Origin of the sequence: Caulobacter sp. ErkDOM-C (genome assembly GCF_048541825.1) — a bacterium.
Lineage (GTDB): Bacteria > Pseudomonadota > Alphaproteobacteria > Caulobacterales > Caulobacteraceae > Caulobacter.
This window is the reverse complement of the sequence record NZ_CP183332.1, coordinates 2,782,956-2,798,525: the sequence shown is the minus strand read 5'-3', so window position 1 is coordinate 2,798,525 and position 15,570 is coordinate 2,782,956. Positions and strand designations below refer to the sequence as shown.

Here is a 15,570-nt window from a genome sequence, read left to right as displayed (position 1 = left end):
CCTGTTGCCAAGCTTGCCGTTCCTAACCCGCGTTCCGTCTTTCGGGCGCTTGAGGATTTGACATGCGTGGATCTGGCTTTCGATACGGGATGTTCGCGGTGGTCGCGGCGCTGACTCTGGGCGGCGTCGCCCAGGCCCAGGCCCAGGACAAGGCGCAGGTCGGGCCCGGCGTCGACAAGGCCAAGGACGAAGCCGCCGCTCCGGGACGCTGGGACGGCGCCCGCAAGTCGGTCCTGGAGATCGGCTCACAGCCCGTCCGCGACGTCGGGGTGATGCGGCGCGATACGCCGCCGATCCTCGAGGAGGCCCTGGCCGATCCCTATACGCTCAAGGGCCTGAAGACCTGCGTGCAGCTGGCTGGCGAGGTCCGCAAACTCAACGAAGCCCTGGGTCCCGACTACATCGTCGGCAATGAGGTCAAGGAAAGCCGCGCCGGCAAGCTGGCCGCGGCCGGCGGCCGGACGGTGATCAACTCGATCATCCCGTTCCGCAGCCTGGTCCGCGAGATCACCGGCGCCGCCCCGGCCGAACGCCACCTGAACGCGGCGTTGGACGCCGGTCTGGCGCGGCGCGGGTTCCTGCGCGGCGTGCACTACAAGCAGCGGTGCAAGACGGCGTTCTGAGGGGGCTTTTGAACGTCGTCTGGGCCCCGGCTCAGGCCGTCGACACGGCCTGAGCGAGGATCAGGGCGTCGTCGATCTGGTCGGCGCGCTTGGCGGCGGGGCGTTGCAGGTGGCGCTCCACATAGGTCTCGAACGCCGGGCGCTTTTCGATCGTGCCGAAGTTCATCCCCCAGGACAGATGAGAGGCGAGGTAGAGGTCGGCGGCTGTAAAGCCGTCTCCCACCAGATAGGGGCGGTCCCTGACCGCCCCCTCGACGGCGCCCAGGACGTCCTCGATGCAGCCGAAACCCAGCGAGAGACGTTGCTCGATCGTCGGCTCCAGGTTCATCGTCTTGGCGGCCACGGCCTGCTCGATCGGGCCCGCTCCGAAGAACAGCCAGCGATAATAGGGCCCGCGGAGCGGACTGTTGGCGGGGGGAGCGAGGCCGGCCTTCGGAAAGACGTCGGCAAGATAGGCGCAGATGGCGGCGCATTCGGTAACGATCACCCCGTCGTGGACGATGGCAGGCACCTTGCCCATCGGATTGATGGCGAGATAGTCGGCGGCCTTTGTGTCTCCGGCCTCCCACCGCAGGACCTTGGTCTCATAGGGCTGACCGATCTCTTCCAGCATCCAGCGGATGATGCGGCCGCGCGACATGGGGTTGGTGTAAAAGACTAGGCTGGACATGGTCGCTCCCGTTGTTTGCGACACCCTATCGCGAGCCTGCTGACAGGGTTTGGCAGCAGCCGTACTCAGCCGTTACGGGCGCCCGTCCGATGAGTGGGTGCGGCGCGTTTCATCTTCCCCCTCCGGGGGAAGACGGCTGCGCAGCAGCCCGTAGGGGGCCAGTGCGGCGCTTGCCACTCGCCCCCCAATCACGTTCTCATGCCGCCCGTGACTTGGGGACCCCTGCCTTGACCGAAGCCTTGATCGTGCGGGGTCTGAACAAGACCTTCGCCAAGCCCGCCGTCGCCAATCTGGACCTGACGGTCCATGCGGGCGAGCTCTACGCCCTGCTGGGTCCCAATGGCGCGGGCAAGACCACCACCCTGCGGATGGTGGCGGGCCTGACCCAGCCCGACAGCGGCCAGATCAGCATCTATGGCGTCGACGCCCGCAGCGACCCGGCCGGGGCCAAGGCCCTGGTCGCCTGGGCGCCCGACGAGGCGATGATCTATGACCGCCTGACGCCGCTGGAATATCTGGAATTTGTGGCCGGCCTCTGGAACGTTAATCCCAAGCTGGCCAAGACCCGGGCCGAGGAACTGCTGGCCCAGCTGGGTCTGGCCGACGAGGCCCGCCGCCGCTGCGAGGGCTTTTCGCGCGGCATGAAGCAGAAGGTCGCCCTGGCCGGGGCCCTGATCCATGATCCCCGCCTGCTGATCCTGGACGAGCCGTTGACGGGCCTGGACGCCGCCGCGGCGCGGCTGGTCAAGGACATGCTGCAGGCCCGCGTCGACGCCGGCGGTACGGTGATCCTGACCACCCACATTCTCGAGGTCGCCGAGCGCATGGCCGACCGCATCGGCATCATCGCCGGCGGCAGGCTGCTGGCCGAGGGCCGGCTGGACGAGCTGCGGGCCCAGGCGGGTCGGGCGGGCGGCAGCTCCACCCTGGAGGACGTCTTCCTGCAGCTGACCGCCGAAAGCGCCGCCGCGTGAGCCTGCTCAAACCCGCCAGCACGGCGTGGCTGCTGGCCCACGAGATGCGTCTGGCCTGGCGAGGGTTTCGCGCTGGCCAATCTGGCAAGGGAAAAGGGGCGGGCAAGGGCGTCGGCGCCCTGATCGGTCTGGCGATCCTGCTGGCCTTTGCCTGTATCTGCGGGGTGTTTGTGGCCCTGGCCGTGCAGGGCCACGAGGTGCCGATCCACCCGCTGGCCGTGCTGATCGCCGACCTGCTGTGCGCGGTGCTGCTGACCCTGATGCTGTCCCAGACCCTCAGCGCCTCAGCCGAGGCCCTGTACGAGCGGGGCGACCTGGACCTTCTGTTTTCGTCGCCGATCGCGCCGCGCAAGGTGCTGCTGGTCCGCTCGCTGGGCATCGCCGCCGGGGTGGCGACGATCTTCATGGCGTTTTCGGCCCCGATCCTGCTGCCGTCGATCCTGTATGGCCACCCCGGCTGGCTGGGGGTGTTTGGGGTGCTGATCGCCCTGGCCCTGACCGCCACGGCGGTGGGGCTGATCCTGGCCATGGCGCTGTTTGCCTTGATCGGCCCCCGCCGCACCCGCACCGTGGCCCAGGTGCTGGCGGCCCTGGTCGGCGCGGCCTTCTTCCTGGCCAGCCAGTACCGCAACCTGATGGGCGAGGCGGCCAGCGAGAGCCTCTATGCCACGATCGTCCGCGAGGCGATGGACGGCCGCCTGACCCCGCCGCCCTGGGCCAGCCTGCCGCTGCGCGCCATGATCGGCGAGCCCCTGCCGCTGGCGGGGATGCTGGCCATCGGGATCGGCCTGTTCTGGCTGGCGACCAACGCTTTGGGCCGACGGTTCTCCGACGCCGCTGCGGCCGCCCAGGGCGCGGCCTCCAAGCGACCGCGCGGCCGGGTCAAGCCGGCCGGAGCCTTTGCGGCCGGCGCCTTCAAGGCGACGGTGCGCAAGGAGTTGCGGCTGATCGGTCGCGACGCCACCCTGCTGTCGCAGGTGCTGCTGCGGGTGCTGTATCTGATCCCGCTGGCCCTGGTGCTGGCCCGCTCGGCCGCCAAGGTCGACGCTGTCGCCCTGGCTGGCGGAGCCGGGATCGTGGCCTTCATGGCCGGGCAGGTGGCCGGCAGTCTGGCCTGGATCACCCTGTCGGCCGAGGACACCCCCGACCTGCTGGCCGTGTCGCCGACCTCGATGGCCACCCTGCGCCGCGCCAAGCTGGTCGCGGCCTTGATCCCGGTCGCCCTGCTGCTGGTGGGACCGATCGCGGCCCTGACCTGGTTTCAGCCCCTGACCGGCCTGATAACCGCTCTCGGCGCGGGCCTGGCCGCCTGGGCCTGCGGGCTGATCAATGTCTGGCATCAGAAGCCGGGCAAGCGCGCGGACTTCCGCCGCCGTCGCGGCGCGTCCTGGCTGGCCACCCTGGCCGAGATCCTGATCGGCGCCCTGATCGCCGGCGCGACCACCCTGACCGTCATGGGCCTGGCCGGCTGGGCCGCGCCGCTGGTGATCATCGCCCTGACCGTGTTGATGATGATGCGGCGGACGGACGCGCAGATCGGCAGGGCGTTGAGGGTGGCGCGTTAGGCGTCCAGCAACGCCCGAATGTGGCAGACCACCCCGGCCGGTTCGAACCGGATCGAGGCCTCGCCCGACAGTTCGGCGGCCAGGCCGCGTTCGATCAGGCGCGAACCGAAACCTCGCCGGGTGGGCGGGCTGACGGGCGGGCCGTCGATCTCGGTCCAGGTCAGGTCCAGCCGCTCGGCCATGCCCGGGGCCAGAGCCCAGCTGAGGCGAACGTGGCCGTCCGGAACCGAAAGCGCGCCGTACTTGACCGCATTGGTGGCCAGTTCGTGCAGAGCCATCGACAGCGACAGGGCCGTGCGCGGCGACAGCCTGAGCGCCGGGCCGACCAACTCGAACCGCGCCGAACCGCCATGCAGCACCGCCAGGCGCGCAGCGATGTCGTGTAGCTCGGCGCCTTCCCAGTTCTCGCGCGTCAGCAGGTCGTGAGCCTCGGCCAGGGCGAGGATGCGGCTGGTGAAGGCTTCCTGGGCCTCGGCCAGGGGACGCGAGGCGTTGAAGCTCTGGGCCGCTATGGCCTGGATGGTGGCCAGCGAGTTCTTGACCCGGTGGTTCAGCTCGTTGACCAGCAGGCGCAGGTGCAGTTCGGCCCGCTTGCGGTCGGTGATGTCGACCGTCGCGCCCAGCAGCCGGGTCGCCTTGCCTTCGGGCGAGAAGAAGGCCTGGCCCTTGGCGGTGATCCAGCGCTCATGACCATCGTCGTGGCCGATGGTGCGAAACTCGAGGGCGTAGTCGGCGCGAATGTCCGGATCCACGGCACGGGCGATGGCGGCGCGGGTCGGCGCCTGGTCATCGGGATGCAGGCGCTCGTAGAAGGTTTTGACGGTGACCGGCTCTCCCGGCGCCACCCCGAACATCGCATAGCAGCGGTCCGACCAGGTCAGCAGGCCCGAGACGACATCCAGTTCCCAGATCCCCAGGTCGGCGGCGTCGACGGCCAGGCGCAGGGTCTCTTCCTGCAGCAGCAGGTGGGCCTCGGTTTCCTTGCGTTCGGTGACGTCGGACACGACACCCACGAAGCGGGTGCAGTGGCCATGCTCGAAATAGGCCCGGCCGAAGGTCTCGATCCAGCGCAGCGCCCCGTCGCTGGCGCGATGAATGCGGTATTCCAGATTGATCTTGCCGTCGCCGGCGGGATCCAGGGTGGCTTTGAGCGTGGCGTGCATGCCGGGCAGATCGTCCGGATGGATCAGCTTCTCAAAGCTCTCGGTGGTGTTTTTGTCTTCGTCGCCGAGGCCGAAGATTTCGCGCGCCCGCTTGTCCCAGAACCGCGCCCCGATCGATGGATTGTGATCCCAGCGACCCATGCGGGCGGCTTGGACAGCCAGGTCCAGGTCGGCCCGCGCCGCCATCAGGTCGGCCTCGGCGGCCTTGCGCTCGGTGATGTCCAGGACCACGCCGGTATTGCGCGAAGGGTTACCGTCGGCGTCGAGATAGGCGCTGCCACGGGCATAGACCCAGCGGGTCGAGCCGTCGGGCGTGACCAGGCGATACTCATCCGAAAAGTCGCCGCCCGTTGCGATCGCCGCCAGGCTCTGGGTCCTGATGCGCTCGCGATCGTCGGGGTGGAGGGCCGGGGCGAAACTCTCGACCGGCAGGCCGGCCTCGACCAGTTCCGGCGCCAGCGAGTGCAGGGTGGCGTAACCGGCGTCGGCATAGACCTTGTTGGCCTTGATGTCCCAGTCCCAGGCGCCGATGCCGCCGGCCGCCTCGATGGCCAGGCGATAGCGCCGCTCGGTTTCGCGCAGGGTGCGTTCGGTCTCGACGGCTTCGGTCAACTCGACGGCCGTGATCAGCACCCCGCCGACGCCGCTCGGGGCGCTGGCGTCGGGCACGGGGCTGTAGCTGATGGTGAAATGGCCGATGCGGGGGACGGCGTCGCCGTCCCGCTTGACGCTCAGGGGCGTTTTCTCGAGCGCATAGCCGCCGCTGGTTCCGTCCAGGATCGTGTCGTGGATCGTCCGCAGGCTGGCCTGAAACGCCTCGGAGTGCTCGCTGAACAGCATGCCCAGGGCCGCCGGGTGCCGCTTATGCAGGGCTGGAGCATAGGCGTCGTTATAGATCAGGCACAGTTGCGGCCCCCAGCGCACAGCCATGGGAAAGTTGGTCGCCAGGATCATGTCGACGACCAGGCGCAGGCTGGGCGACCAGGCCTCCATCGCGCCGATCGGCGTGGTCGACCAGTCAAAGGCGCGCACGCGTTCCGCCATCTCGCCGCCGGCGATCCTCGTCAGCGTCGGTCCGGCGCGCGGCTGTAGCTCCGCCATCGCAGCTGTTCCCTCCCGCCGGTGAGTGACCGGTCCCGGGGGCAAATGAACCTATCGCGGAGCCCGATTCAAGGCCTGTCTGGTCGGGAACAACCCCTGCGAGCGGCAAATGCCCTTGCGGACGAAAAAACGGCCGCTTTCGCCCCTCGGGGTGAAAACGGCCGTCGATTCAGTCACATGTCAGGGCGCGCCCCGAGAGCACTACCCGTCTTGGGTATCAGTCGATCGGGTTCCAGCGCTTCTCGGCGGGCGCCGCAGCGCTAATGCGCTTGGGGCCGCGATAGTCGCCGCCGGCCGGCTTGGCCGAGGCGTTCGAGGCGCCGCTGCGACCGCCGCCGCCGCCGCTGCCATTGCGGCTCTGGCCCTGGCCCGGACCCTTGGCGGCGCCGTCGGCGCTGCGGGCCGGACGGTTGCGCTGACGACGCAGTTCGGCCGGGACATTGTTGCGCGGGTCGGCGCGGCGCGGATCGACATACTTTTCCGGCGGAGCCAGCTTGTCGGCGACAGCGGCGGCCGCAGCCAGGCTCTTGTCGTTGCGGCGATCGAAGGTCGGGATCGTCTGGCGGGTGGCCTTCTGGATGTCGCGCAGCAGGGTGCGTTCGTCATCGGCGCAGAAGCTGATGGCGATGCCGTCCTTGCCCTTGCGGGCGGTCCGGCCGATGCGGTGGACGTAGGATTCCGGCACGTTGGGCAGCTCGAAATTGAACACGTGGCTGACGTCGTTAACGTCGATGCCGCGTGCGGCGATGTCGGTGGCGATCAGGGCCTTGACGTCACCGGCCTTGAAGGCGGCGAGGGCGCGTTCGCGCTGGCCTTGGGTCTTGTCGCCGTGGATGGCCGCCGCTTCGATACCGCTGGCGACCAGATACTTGGCCACCCGGTCGGCGCCGCGCTTGGTGCGCGTGAAGACGATCGAGCGTTCAACGGCCTTGTCGGCCAGCAGTTCGGCCAGCAGCGGACGCTTGCGCTGGGCCTCGATGAAGATCAGCGACTGGTCGATGCGCTCGACGGTGGTGGCCGACGGGGTGATCGACACCTGGGCCGGGTTCCTCAGCAGTTCGCCGGCCAGCTTGCCGATCTCGGTGGGCATGGTGGCCGAGAAGAACAGGTTCTGGCGTTCCTTGGGCAGTTGCGAGGCGATCTTGCGGATTGGCACCACGAAGCCCAGGTCCAGCATCTGGTCGGCTTCGTCGAGGACGAAGATCTCGACGCCGTTCAGGTGAGCGGACTTTTCGCCCAGGTGGTCCATCAGGCGACCAGGCGTGGCCACGACCACGTCGACGCCGGCCGCCAGGGCCTTCATCTGCGGGCCATACTTCACGCCGCCGAAGATGGTGGCGACGGTCAGACCCATGTGCTTGCCATAGTCGCGGAAGCTGTCGGCGATCTGGGTCGCCAGTTCGCGGGTCGGGGAGAGAACCAGGCAGCGGAAGCCGCGGCGCGGGGCCGGCTTCTTGTCTTCGGCCAGGCGATGCAGGATCGGCAGGGCGAAGGCGGCCGTCTTGCCGGTTCCGGTCTGGGCGATGCCCAGCAGGTCGCGGCCGGTCATGACGGTGGGGATGGCCTGGGCCTGAATCGGGGTGGGGGTCGTGTAGCCCTTGTCGGCCAGGGCCTTCAGGAGCGGCTTGGCCAGGCCAAGGTCGGTGAATTGAGTCAAGTTGGCTGTCTTTCAGACAATGCCGCATGACGGCGCGCGCGGTCCTCGCGCGGCTCGTCCATGAGACGGGTCGGTTGGGGAGCGCCCCGCGTGGCCCGGGCGGTCTTATGGACGTTTCATGGCGCTCGACAGGCTGATCCGAAAAACGGACCTTCACGCGACTGGAGCGCCGATAGCGCCTAAGGGCGCGGGGCTTAGATCGTTTATTGCAGGTGCGAAGTCAAGGGGTGCGGGGACGCACCCCCTGCGCGGAGCCCTTTCCCGTCGGGATTTCAGGGCTTGGGCTTGGGTTTGGCGTCGACGATCTTGTTGACGATCTTCCAGCCCTCGGGCGTCTTCAGCAGCTGCATGTAGTCGGTCAGGACGGCGTTGGGATGGTCCAGGATGATCTTGGCGCTTGCCGCCGAGCCGGTGATGTCGATCGACTCGATCCAGCGCTTGCGCTGCGCTTCATCCCCGGCAGGCTTGCCGCTGACGCCCGCGATATAGTCATCGTCGCTGCGCTGCCCGTAAGCACCGTCCCGGACCCACTGAAGACGCGCCTCGTCGTGGAAGGCCTGACGGAATTCCTGGGCCTGGCCGGTGGCGTGGCCGGCCAGATAGTGCTCCAGCGTCGCGCGGACGGCCGCTTCCTCTGGATGGGTCTGGGCCAGAACCGGGGCGGCCGTCAGCAGGCTCACCCCTGCGGCGATGGTCGCGATCAGTCGATACATTCAGTCATCTCCAGCGTCTCCGGTGAAGCTAGGAAGGCAATATGGCGCTGATGCGACCAAGATCTTGCCAGCCCGGTTTCTCCGCGCCAAACCCCTCTGATGACCAAGCCCACCGTCCTCGTCGCCGCCGCCGCCATGATCGATGTCGATGGCCGCGTGCTGATCTGCCAGCGGCCGAAAGGCAAGCAACTGGCGGGGCTGTGGGAGTTTCCGGGCGGCAAGGTCGAACCTGGTGAAACGCCCGAAGAGTGCCTGATCCGCGAGCTGCAAGAAGAGCTGGGGATCACGGTCGCTCAATCCTGCCTGGCGCCCTTTGTCTTCGCGTCGCACAGTTACGAGTCTTTTCACCTCCTGATGCCACTCTACTTGCTGCGCCGCTGGGAAGGCCTGGTTACGCGCAAGGAGCATGAGGCGCTGGCATGGGTGAAGCCGGACAAACTGGCCGACTATCCGATGCCCCCGGCGGACATTCCGCTGGTGGCGTGGCTGCGCGATCTGCTCTGAAGCGCTTTGGCCGCAACCAGAGCGGCGCCACCGCCGTCGAGGTGGGTCTGCTGGTCGCCGGCCTGTGCATCGCCATCATCAGCGCCGTGTCCATGCTGAGCGGCGGCATCAAGACCAGCTTCGAAAAGACCTCCACCGCCATCGCCTCGACGCACGGCAGCTAGCCGGAGCATTTTCGAGCGAAGTGGATTCAGGTTCGCGTGAAGAAAATGCGTAAAGCAAAAACCTAGAGCTCCGGACTGACGCAGTCAGGATGGAACTTTAGACGGGCTTCTCGCCCGCAGATTGTTCCTGGACGCCCAGGGCGTCGGCCAGTCGCATCTTGGCCGAGCCGGGCCGCAAGGGCTTCTGCTGGCTTTCATGCGGCGCCCAGCCCGTCACCGCCACGATCTCGAACGTTGCCGGCACGCGGCCGTCGGCCTCGGCGAAGCGCTCGACATAGATTTCCATCGCCCGCGCCAGCACCCGCCGGCCCATCGGTTTGCGCGAGCGGTCCAGCAGCACGCTGGTCTCGCCCATTCGCCGAAGGTCGCGCAGCAGCGCGATCGGGTGGCCATAGCGCACCTTGACCCGATCCACGTCCGCCACCGGCAGGGCGAAACCGGCCCGTTGCAGCAGACCTGCCGCGTCGATAGCGTCGGCGAAGGGCGAGACGCGGAAGGAGGCACCGCCGCTGACCTCGTCCTCGGCCTGCAGCAGGGCCTGGCGCAGTTCGGTCAGGGTGGCCCCGCCGAAGATCGCGCCGATGAACAGGCCGTCGGGCCGCAGCGCCCGGCGGATCTGGATCAGGGCCCCGACCAGGTCATTGGTCCAGTGCAGGGACAGGGTCGAGACGGCCAGATCGAGCGTCGCGTCGCCAAACGGCAGGCGCTCCTCGTCGGCCACGACCTTGAGGCCGTCACCGGCTCCCAGCATCCGCGCCGACAGGTCGGTCTGGAACAGCACGTCGATATTGGCGGCAGCGTCGCTGGCGGCCAGGGCCTGCGAGAAAGCGCCGTTTCGCGCTCCGAGATCGACGGCGACCGGAAAGCGTCGCAGGATCGTCTCCAACCGCATGACGACATCCTCGGCCGTCCGGCGCTTGAGGAAGTCTGCCGACGCATAGTCAGGCGCGGCGCGGTCGAGGCGGACCTTGAGAAGGTCGCGGTCGAAGAGGAGGGGCGAGGCGGTCATGCGGGCGGAACATGGCGATTTCGAACCGATATGGAAAGCGGGGCCGCGTCTGAGAGGTCTCGGAAGAGGCCTGCTCGATCTCCTCCTGCCGCTCCGGACCTTTGACGGAGGCCCGGCCCAGACCCGCGGGCTGTCCGCCGAAAGCTGGAGCCGCGTCACCTTTCTGGACGATCCGGTCTGCGACGGCTGCGGCCTGGCCATGCCGTTCGACAGCGGCGCGGTCGAGCATTGCCCGGCCTGCCAGGCTCGCCCAAGGGCCTTTTCCCGGGCTCGCGCGGCCTGCGTCTATGACGAACATTCCCGCGACCTGATCTTGAAGCTCAAGCACGCTGATCGCACCGACCTGTCGGGCCTGTTGGCCCGCTGGCTGTCGCGCGCCGCCGCGCCGCTGCTGGAAGAGGCTGACGCCATAGCTCCGGTGCCCATGCATCCGGGCCGCCTGCTGCGACGCCGCTACAACCAGGCCGCCGAGATCGCCCGACCCCTGGCCCGCGCCAGCGGCGTGGCCTATCTGCCCGACGCCCTGATCCGCCAGCGCGACACGGTCAGCCAGGGCGGCAAGTCGGCCTCGGGTCGCCGCCGCAACGTCGCGGCCGCCTTCGTGGTGCCCGAGTCGCGCCGGCATCGGGTGATCGGGCGCAGGATTGTGCTGGTCGATGATGTTCTGACCACCGGCGCCACGGCCGAGGGCTGCGCGCGGGCCCTGAAGGCGGCGGGCGCGGCCGAAGTGACCCTTGCCGTCGTGGCGCGCGTTACAGAGATGCAAGCGCGTCCTATATAAGGACCACAAGGAGAGACTCGTTATCCCCATGGCCAAAGTCACTATCTACACCCGCCCGTTCTGCGGCTACTGCGCCCGCGCCCTCAAGGTCCTGGGTGAAAAGGGCGCCGACTTCACGGAAATCGAAGCCGGCATGGACCCCAAGCTGCGTCAGGAAATGATGGACCGCTCGGGCCGCACCACCTTTCCGCAGATCTTCGTGGGCCAGCAGCACATTGGCGGCTGCGACGACATGATGGCCCTGGAACGCGAGGGCAAGCTGGACGGCCTCCTTGCCGCCTAAGGGGCTCGCCGCATGAGTCTCAACGGCGCCTTGAGGGTCGGCCTGATCCAGACCCGGACCCCCGCCACCCACGCGGCGGCGCTGGCCCATGTCGCGCCGCTGGTGCGCGAGGCCGCCGCCCAAGGCGCCCGGTTCATCCTGACGCCCGAGGGGAGCAACGTCCTGCAGAAGGACCGCGCCCGACTGCTGCCGGCCCTGCAAAGCCTGGACGACGACATCGTCGTCCGGGGGCTACGCGACCTGGCCGCCGAGCTGGGCGTCTGGATCGACATCGGCTCGGCCCTGGTGCTGCGCGAAGATGGCAAGGCGGCCAACCGCCAGGCGGTGATCGATCCGACGGGCGCGATCGTCGCCACCTACGACAAGCTGCACATGTTCGATGTCGACCTGCCGACAGGCGAGACAGCGCGGGAATCGGCGACCTATGAGCCGGGCGAACGGGCCGTGGTTGTCGACACCCCACTGGGCGTCTTCGGCCTGACCATCTGTTACGACATGCGTTTTCCCGCTCTGTATCGGGCCCTGGCCTTGAAGGGCGCGACGATCCTGACCGTCCCGGCCGCCTTCACCCGGCCCACGGGCCAGGCGCACTGGGAGATCCTGCTGCGGGCCCGCGCCATCGAGACCGGCTCATTCGTGCTGGCGGCCGCCCAGGGTGGTTTCCACGAGGACGGGCGCGGCACCTGGGGGCGGACCATCGCCATCGGTCCGTGGGGCGAGGTCATCGGCGTGCTTGACCATGACGAGCCCGGAGTGCTTGTGGCCGATCTCGACCTGGACGCCGCGCCCAAGGCGCGCGCGGCCATCCCCGCCCTCAAGAACGCCCGCGCCTTTACCGGTCCCTGACCATCCCCATCTTCAGATCATGATCAAGTACGCGCTCCAATGCGATCAGGCCCATGCGTTCGAGGGCTGGTTTGGCTCGTCGTCAGACTATGACGACCAGAGCGCGCGGGGCCTCGTCGACTGTCCGCTGTGCGGGTCAAAGGGCGTGTCCAAGCAGATCATGTCGCCCGCCGTCGCCGGCACCAGGGCCCAGAACGCCGCGCCGGCTGTCGATCCGAAGATGCGTGAGATGATGATGACGGCTATGGGCGAGGTCCGCCGGCACGTCGAGGACAATTTCGACAATGTCGGCGACGCCTTCGCCAAGGAGGCCCGCGACATCCACGAGGGCAAGTCCGAGGAACGCGGCATCTACGGCCAGGCCACGCCGGCCGAGGCCAAGGCCCTGATCGACGACGGCATCAAGGTCGCCCCCCTGCCGCCTGCGCCGCCGAAGAAGACGGACGTGAACTGAGGGCCGTGCCTAAAGCGCGTTGATGGGCAGCTTCAAGAACACCCGGCCGCTGGGCGAGGCCGGGGGCAGGGCGCCGGCGCGAATGTTCACCTGCAGCGCCTGCAGGATCAACGTCGGGGCGGACAGGGTGGCGTCGCGCGTCTCCCGAAGAGTCACGAAGTCGGCTTCGTCCACGCCATCATGCACATGGATATTGGCGGCGCGCTGTTCGCCGACGGTGGTTTCCCAGGCGTAGGTTTCACGCCCGGCGGGAAGATAGTCATGACCCACCAGAATCCGGGTCCGGGACGGCAAGGCCAGGATCTTGCGGATCGAGCGATACAGAGTGGCCGCGTCGCCCCCCGGGAAGTCGGCCCGCGCCGTGCCGTAGTCGGGCATAAACAGGGTGTCGCCGACGAAGAGGGTGTCATCGACCAGGTAGCTGACGCAGGCGGGCGTGTGGCCCGGCGTGTGCATCACCCTGATCTGTCTGCTCCCCAGAGCGATCACGTCGCCCTCGGCCACCAGCAGATCGAAGGCCCCGCCGTCAGGGGTGACATCGTCGGCCTCGAAGAGGTCGCCGAAGCCCTTCTGGACTTCCTTTATATGCTCGCCAATCACGATGCGCGCCCCGGTCATTGCGCGCAGGTGATGCGCCGCCGACAGGTGGTCGGCATGGGCGTGGGTCTCCAGGATCCAGTGCAGGGTGAGCCCCTGATCGGCGATCGCCGCGAGCAGACGGTCGGCTGAGGTGGTCGACAGCCGCGCTGATTTTGGATCGAAATCCAGCACAGGATCGATGATCGCCGCCGCCCGGGTCTCGGGATCGACCAGCAGATAGGTCACGGTGTTGGTCGATGCATCGAAGAAGGCTTGCACCGACAGCGGCGACGGAGTGGGTTGGGCTTGGGTCATGGCAATATATTAGTCATTGCTAAATTAGAATCAACTGATATATGAGTCTCATGTTCGATCTCGGCAATGTCGACATCACCCAGTTCCAGGCCAGCGCCGGAAGAGCCGCCAAGCTCCTCAAGGCCTTGGGCAACGAACGCCGGTTGATGATCCTGTGTCAGCTGGTCGATGGCGAAAGGTCGGTGGGGCAATTGCAACCCTCTGTCGGCCTGTCGCAATCGGCGCTCTCTCAGCACCTTGCGGTGTTGAGAGAGGAGGGTGTCGTGGCGGCTCGCCGCGACGGCCTGACGGTCTGGTACCGGATCCTAGACCCGGCGGCGGTACGGGTGGTGGCAACGCTTGCCGAGGTCTTTTGTCCCCCGGACATGAGGCCCCACCATGACCACAGCTCTGAAGCCCCTGAAGCCCGATGATGTCGCCGCCCGCCTCAAGGCTGGCGCAGCGGTCCTGATCGATATCCGGGAGCCCGACGAATTCGCCCGCGCGCATGTCAAGGGCGCGCAGTCACGGCCCCTGTCGGACTTTGAGACAGCCCATCTGAAAATCGAACCGGGCCAGGATGTGATCTTTACCTGCCGCTCGGGTATGCGCACCGGCGCAAACTGCGACCGGCTGGCCAGCCGGATCAACGGCCAGGCCTTCGTTCTTGAAGGCGGACTGGACGGTTGGACCCAGGCCGGCCATCCCGTGGCCCTGGACCGCAAGGCGCCTCTGGAAATGATGCGTCAGGTGCAGATCATCGCCGGCCTCCTGATCCTGCTCGGCGTCGGCCTTTCCCTGGCCGTGCACCCTGGCTTTGTGGGGCTCAGCGCCTTTGTGGGCGCGGGCCTGCTGGTGGCGGGCGCGACCGGCTTCTGTGGCATGGCGCGGCTTCTGGCCGTGTTGCCGTGGAACCGGCCAGCAGCGCGTTAGGGGCGAAAGGATGGACCCCGGCGCCCTCTTCGCCGCCACCATGGGCGGCGCCCTGATTGGTCTTCTGCTGGCCGTGTTCGGCGGCGGTGGATCGGTGCTGGCCACGCCGCTGCTGCTCTATGTGGTCGGCGTGCGCGACCCGCATGTGGCGATCGGCACCTCGGCGGCGGCGGTCAGCGTCAACGCCCTGGTCGGCCTGACCCTTCAGGCCCGGGCTGGCGCGGTCAAGTGGCCCTGTGCCTTGACCTTTGCCGGCGCCGGGCTCGCCGGCGCCCTGCTTGGGGCGGACCTCGCCAAGCGCCTGGACGGCGGTGTTCTGCTCCTCGGCTTTTCTGGCATTATGGCCGCCATCGCGGTGTCGATGCTGTTCCCGCGCAAGAGCGCCGGGGATCCCGATGTGCGGCTTACAGCCGCCATGACCCTCAAATTGGCACCCGCCGGCCTAGGGACGGGCCTGGCCGCAGGCTTCTTCGGGATCGGCGGCGGATTTCTGATCGCACCGGGCCTGATGGCCGCGACAGGCATGACCCTGGCCAATGCCGCGGCCTCCTCGCTGGCCTCGGTCGCCCTGTTTGGCGCAGCGACCAGCTTCAGTTACGCCGCCGCCGGTCTCGTGAATTGGCCTGTGTTCCTGGCGCTCATCGTCGGCGGCGCCGTCGGGGCCGCTGCGGGCCTCCCGGTGGCCAGAGTGCTCGCCACGCGAGCAGCCCTGGCTCGGCGGGGGTTCGCGATCATGGTGTTGCTGACGGCAGTCTATGTGGCCATCAAGGCGCTGGGTCAGGTCTGACCAGGCTTTCAGGACGCAAAACGCCCCGGCTTTCGCCGGGGCGTTCTGGTCGGCTCTGGGCTAAGGCCTAGCGGCGATAGCGGTACTCGTAGTGGCACTTCTTCTTCTTGGCGATCTGGTTGCCGGCGACAGCGCCGACCACGCCGCCCAGAATCGCGCCTTCGGTCTTGTTGCCGCCGCCGGCGACAGCGGCGCCGAGCGTACCGCCCGTCAGGCCGCCGATGACCGTGCCCTTGGTGCCCTTGGTCTTGTTGCAGACCTTCACGCGATAGCGCGAGCCGGACTGGGCTTCAGCCGCCGTGACGGCGATGGTCGAGGCCGTGAAGGCCAGAGAAAGAGCGATAACAATAGCTTTGGTTTGCGCGCGCATGGCGGGCTCCGATTGTTCTTGTGGTGTCCCTGCCCGTCATAACGTCCCAGACGCATGTCGGTTCGATGGCGACGGTCGGGTTTTCGACGCGGGTCGGCGA

At 67.9% G+C, this 15,570-nt stretch carries 19 protein-coding genes; 12 read left to right on the top strand and 7 right to left on the bottom strand.

Annotated elements, in window-relative coordinates; all coding sequences use genetic code 11:
* The first annotated feature begins 62 nt into the window (after positions 1 to 62).
* Entirely contained in the window at positions 63 to 623 is a 561-nt protein-coding gene (locus ACN2C8_RS13560) for a hypothetical protein (RefSeq protein ID WP_419252334.1), read from the top strand.
* A 31-nt stretch (positions 624 to 654) separates the two neighbouring features.
* On the opposite strand, the gene ACN2C8_RS13555 is transcribed toward ACN2C8_RS13560, so the two are convergent.
* A complete protein-coding gene (locus ACN2C8_RS13555; RefSeq protein ID WP_419252332.1) occupies positions 655 to 1,293 on the bottom strand; it encodes a glutathione S-transferase family protein in 639 nt (212 codons plus the stop codon).
* A gap of 227 nt (positions 1,294 to 1,520) precedes the next feature.
* Between ACN2C8_RS13555 and ACN2C8_RS13550 the strand changes: the two genes are divergently transcribed.
* Both ACN2C8_RS13550 and ACN2C8_RS13545 read left to right on the top strand, forming a co-directional pair.
* Positions 1,521 to 2,267, top strand: coding sequence for an ABC transporter ATP-binding protein (locus tag ACN2C8_RS13550; RefSeq protein ID WP_419252330.1), 747 nt, complete (start codon positions 1,521 to 1,523; stop codon positions 2,265 to 2,267).
* Positions 2,264 to 3,832 (top strand): hypothetical protein, encoded by a 1,569-nt coding sequence (locus ACN2C8_RS13545; RefSeq protein ID WP_419252329.1) that lies wholly within the window; start codon positions 2,264 to 2,266, stop codon positions 3,830 to 3,832. The genes ACN2C8_RS13550 and ACN2C8_RS13545 overlap by 4 nt, the downstream gene beginning before the upstream one ends.
* Here ACN2C8_RS13545 and ACN2C8_RS13540 read toward each other — a convergent pair.
* From ACN2C8_RS13540 to ACN2C8_RS13530, 3 genes are all read right to left on the bottom strand, one after another.
* A complete protein-coding gene (locus ACN2C8_RS13540; protein WP_419252327.1) occupies positions 3,829 to 6,096 on the bottom strand; it encodes a PAS domain-containing protein in 2,268 nt (755 codons plus the stop codon). The genes ACN2C8_RS13545 and ACN2C8_RS13540 overlap by 4 nt on opposite strands.
* A 217-nt stretch (positions 6,097 to 6,313) precedes the next feature.
* On the bottom strand, positions 6,314 to 7,753 hold the full coding sequence (locus tag ACN2C8_RS13535; RefSeq protein WP_419252325.1) for a DEAD/DEAH box helicase: 1,440 nt from the start codon (positions 7,751 to 7,753) through the stop codon (positions 6,314 to 6,316).
* Between the two features lie 272 nt (positions 7,754 to 8,025).
* A complete protein-coding gene (locus ACN2C8_RS13530) occupies positions 8,026 to 8,466 on the bottom strand; it encodes a nuclear transport factor 2 family protein (protein ID WP_419252323.1) in 441 nt (146 codons plus the stop codon).
* 99 nt (positions 8,467 to 8,565) lie between these two features.
* Here ACN2C8_RS13530 and mutT point away from each other — a divergent pair, with 99 nt between their 5' ends.
* Positions 8,566 to 8,970, top strand: a complete 405-nt coding sequence (gene mutT / locus ACN2C8_RS13525) for an 8-oxo-dGTP diphosphatase MutT (RefSeq protein WP_419252321.1) — start codon at positions 8,566 to 8,568, stop codon at positions 8,968 to 8,970.
* Complete coding sequence (locus ACN2C8_RS13520; protein WP_419252320.1) at positions 8,949 to 9,134, top strand: Flp family type IVb pilin; 186 nt, start codon at positions 8,949 to 8,951, stop codon at positions 9,132 to 9,134. The genes mutT and ACN2C8_RS13520 overlap by 22 nt, the downstream gene beginning before the upstream one ends.
* Positions 9,135 to 9,231: 97 nt before the next feature.
* Here ACN2C8_RS13520 and ACN2C8_RS13515 read toward each other — a convergent pair whose 3' ends face one another.
* Positions 9,232 to 10,143, bottom strand: a complete 912-nt coding sequence (locus ACN2C8_RS13515; protein ID WP_419252318.1) for a methyltransferase domain-containing protein — start codon at positions 10,141 to 10,143, stop codon at positions 9,232 to 9,234.
* Between ACN2C8_RS13515 and ACN2C8_RS13510 the strand changes: the two genes are divergently transcribed.
* From ACN2C8_RS13510 to ACN2C8_RS13495, 4 genes are read left to right on the top strand one after another with little or no spacing between them, the layout of a single operon-like run.
* Complete coding sequence (locus ACN2C8_RS13510) at positions 10,142 to 10,924, top strand: phosphoribosyltransferase family protein (protein WP_419252316.1); 783 nt, start codon at positions 10,142 to 10,144, stop codon at positions 10,922 to 10,924. The genes ACN2C8_RS13515 and ACN2C8_RS13510 overlap by 2 nt on opposite strands.
* Before the next feature lie 28 nt (positions 10,925 to 10,952).
* On the top strand, positions 10,953 to 11,207 hold the full coding sequence (gene grxC, locus ACN2C8_RS13505) for a glutaredoxin 3 (RefSeq protein ID WP_419252314.1): 255 nt from the start codon (positions 10,953 to 10,955) through the stop codon (positions 11,205 to 11,207).
* Positions 11,208 to 11,219: 12 nt separating this feature from the next.
* Positions 11,220 to 12,053 (top strand): carbon-nitrogen hydrolase family protein, encoded by an 834-nt coding sequence (locus tag ACN2C8_RS13500; RefSeq protein ID WP_419252312.1) that lies wholly within the window; start codon positions 11,220 to 11,222, stop codon positions 12,051 to 12,053.
* A gap of 19 nt (positions 12,054 to 12,072) precedes the next feature.
* Entirely contained in the window at positions 12,073 to 12,507 is a 435-nt protein-coding gene (locus ACN2C8_RS13495) for a DUF1178 family protein (protein ID WP_419252310.1), read from the top strand.
* A 9-nt stretch (positions 12,508 to 12,516) separates the two neighbouring features.
* Here the strand turns inward: ACN2C8_RS13495 and ACN2C8_RS13490 are convergent, their stop codons facing one another.
* Complete coding sequence (locus ACN2C8_RS13490) at positions 12,517 to 13,401, bottom strand: MBL fold metallo-hydrolase (RefSeq protein ID WP_419252308.1); 885 nt, start codon at positions 13,399 to 13,401, stop codon at positions 12,517 to 12,519.
* Between the two features lie 50 nt (positions 13,402 to 13,451).
* Between ACN2C8_RS13490 and ACN2C8_RS13485 the strand changes: the two genes are divergently transcribed.
* From ACN2C8_RS13485 to ACN2C8_RS13475, 3 genes are read left to right on the top strand one after another with little or no spacing between them, the layout of a single operon-like run.
* Entirely contained in the window at positions 13,452 to 13,814 is a 363-nt protein-coding gene (locus ACN2C8_RS13485; RefSeq protein WP_419252306.1) for an ArsR/SmtB family transcription factor, read from the top strand.
* The gene (locus ACN2C8_RS13480) at positions 13,780 to 14,313 is read left to right on the top strand and encodes a rhodanese family protein (RefSeq protein WP_419252303.1); all 534 of its coding nucleotides are present in this window, start codon (positions 13,780 to 13,782) and stop codon (positions 14,311 to 14,313) included. Before ACN2C8_RS13485 ends, ACN2C8_RS13480 begins: the two co-directional genes overlap by 35 nt.
* A 10-nt stretch (positions 14,314 to 14,323) precedes the next feature.
* Positions 14,324 to 15,100, top strand: coding sequence for a sulfite exporter TauE/SafE family protein (locus tag ACN2C8_RS13475; RefSeq protein WP_419252302.1), 777 nt, complete (start codon positions 14,324 to 14,326; stop codon positions 15,098 to 15,100).
* Between the two features lie 67 nt (positions 15,101 to 15,167).
* Here ACN2C8_RS13475 and ACN2C8_RS13470 read toward each other — a convergent pair whose 3' ends face one another.
* The gene (locus tag ACN2C8_RS13470; RefSeq protein WP_419252300.1) at positions 15,168 to 15,470 is read right to left on the bottom strand and encodes a glycine zipper 2TM domain-containing protein; all 303 of its coding nucleotides are present in this window, start codon (positions 15,468 to 15,470) and stop codon (positions 15,168 to 15,170) included.
* Between the last annotated feature and the right edge of the window lie 100 nt (positions 15,471 to 15,570).

What these genes read in the sequence shown, in the direction of transcription:
- ACN2C8_RS13515 (WP_419252318.1), bottom strand. Translation starts at nt 10,143, where the DNA reads ATGACCGCCTCGCCCCTCCTCTTCGACCGCGACCTTCTCAAGGTCCGC.
- ACN2C8_RS13510 (WP_419252316.1), top strand. Translation starts at nt 10,142, where the DNA reads ATGCGGGCGGAACATGGCGATTTCGAACCGATATGGAAAGCGGGGCCG.
- ACN2C8_RS13530 (WP_419252323.1), bottom strand. Translation starts at nt 8,466, where the DNA reads ATGTATCGACTGATCGCGACCATCGCCGCAGGGGTGAGCCTGCTGACG.
- ACN2C8_RS13485 (WP_419252306.1), top strand. Translation starts at nt 13,452, where the DNA reads ATGTTCGATCTCGGCAATGTCGACATCACCCAGTTCCAGGCCAGCGCC.
- grxC (WP_419252314.1), top strand. Translation starts at nt 10,953, where the DNA reads ATGGCCAAAGTCACTATCTACACCCGCCCGTTCTGCGGCTACTGCGCC.
- ACN2C8_RS13475 (WP_419252302.1), top strand. Translation starts at nt 14,324, where the DNA reads ATGGACCCCGGCGCCCTCTTCGCCGCCACCATGGGCGGCGCCCTGATT.
- ACN2C8_RS13470 (WP_419252300.1), bottom strand. Translation starts at nt 15,470, where the DNA reads ATGCGCGCGCAAACCAAAGCTATTGTTATCGCTCTTTCTCTGGCCTTC.
- ACN2C8_RS13500 (WP_419252312.1), top strand. Translation starts at nt 11,220, where the DNA reads ATGAGTCTCAACGGCGCCTTGAGGGTCGGCCTGATCCAGACCCGGACC.
- ACN2C8_RS13540 (WP_419252327.1), bottom strand. Translation starts at nt 6,096, where the DNA reads ATGGCGGAGCTACAGCCGCGCGCCGGACCGACGCTGACGAGGATCGCC.
- ACN2C8_RS13495 (WP_419252310.1), top strand. Translation starts at nt 12,073, where the DNA reads ATGATCAAGTACGCGCTCCAATGCGATCAGGCCCATGCGTTCGAGGGC.
- ACN2C8_RS13480 (WP_419252303.1), top strand. Translation starts at nt 13,780, where the DNA reads ATGACCACAGCTCTGAAGCCCCTGAAGCCCGATGATGTCGCCGCCCGC.
- ACN2C8_RS13555 (WP_419252332.1), bottom strand. Translation starts at nt 1,293, where the DNA reads ATGTCCAGCCTAGTCTTTTACACCAACCCCATGTCGCGCGGCCGCATC.
- mutT (WP_419252321.1), top strand. Translation starts at nt 8,566, where the DNA reads ATGACCAAGCCCACCGTCCTCGTCGCCGCCGCCGCCATGATCGATGTC.
- ACN2C8_RS13560 (WP_419252334.1), top strand. Translation starts at nt 63, where the DNA reads ATGCGTGGATCTGGCTTTCGATACGGGATGTTCGCGGTGGTCGCGGCG.
- ACN2C8_RS13490 (WP_419252308.1), bottom strand. Translation starts at nt 13,401, where the DNA reads ATGACCCAAGCCCAACCCACTCCGTCGCCGCTGTCGGTGCAAGCCTTC.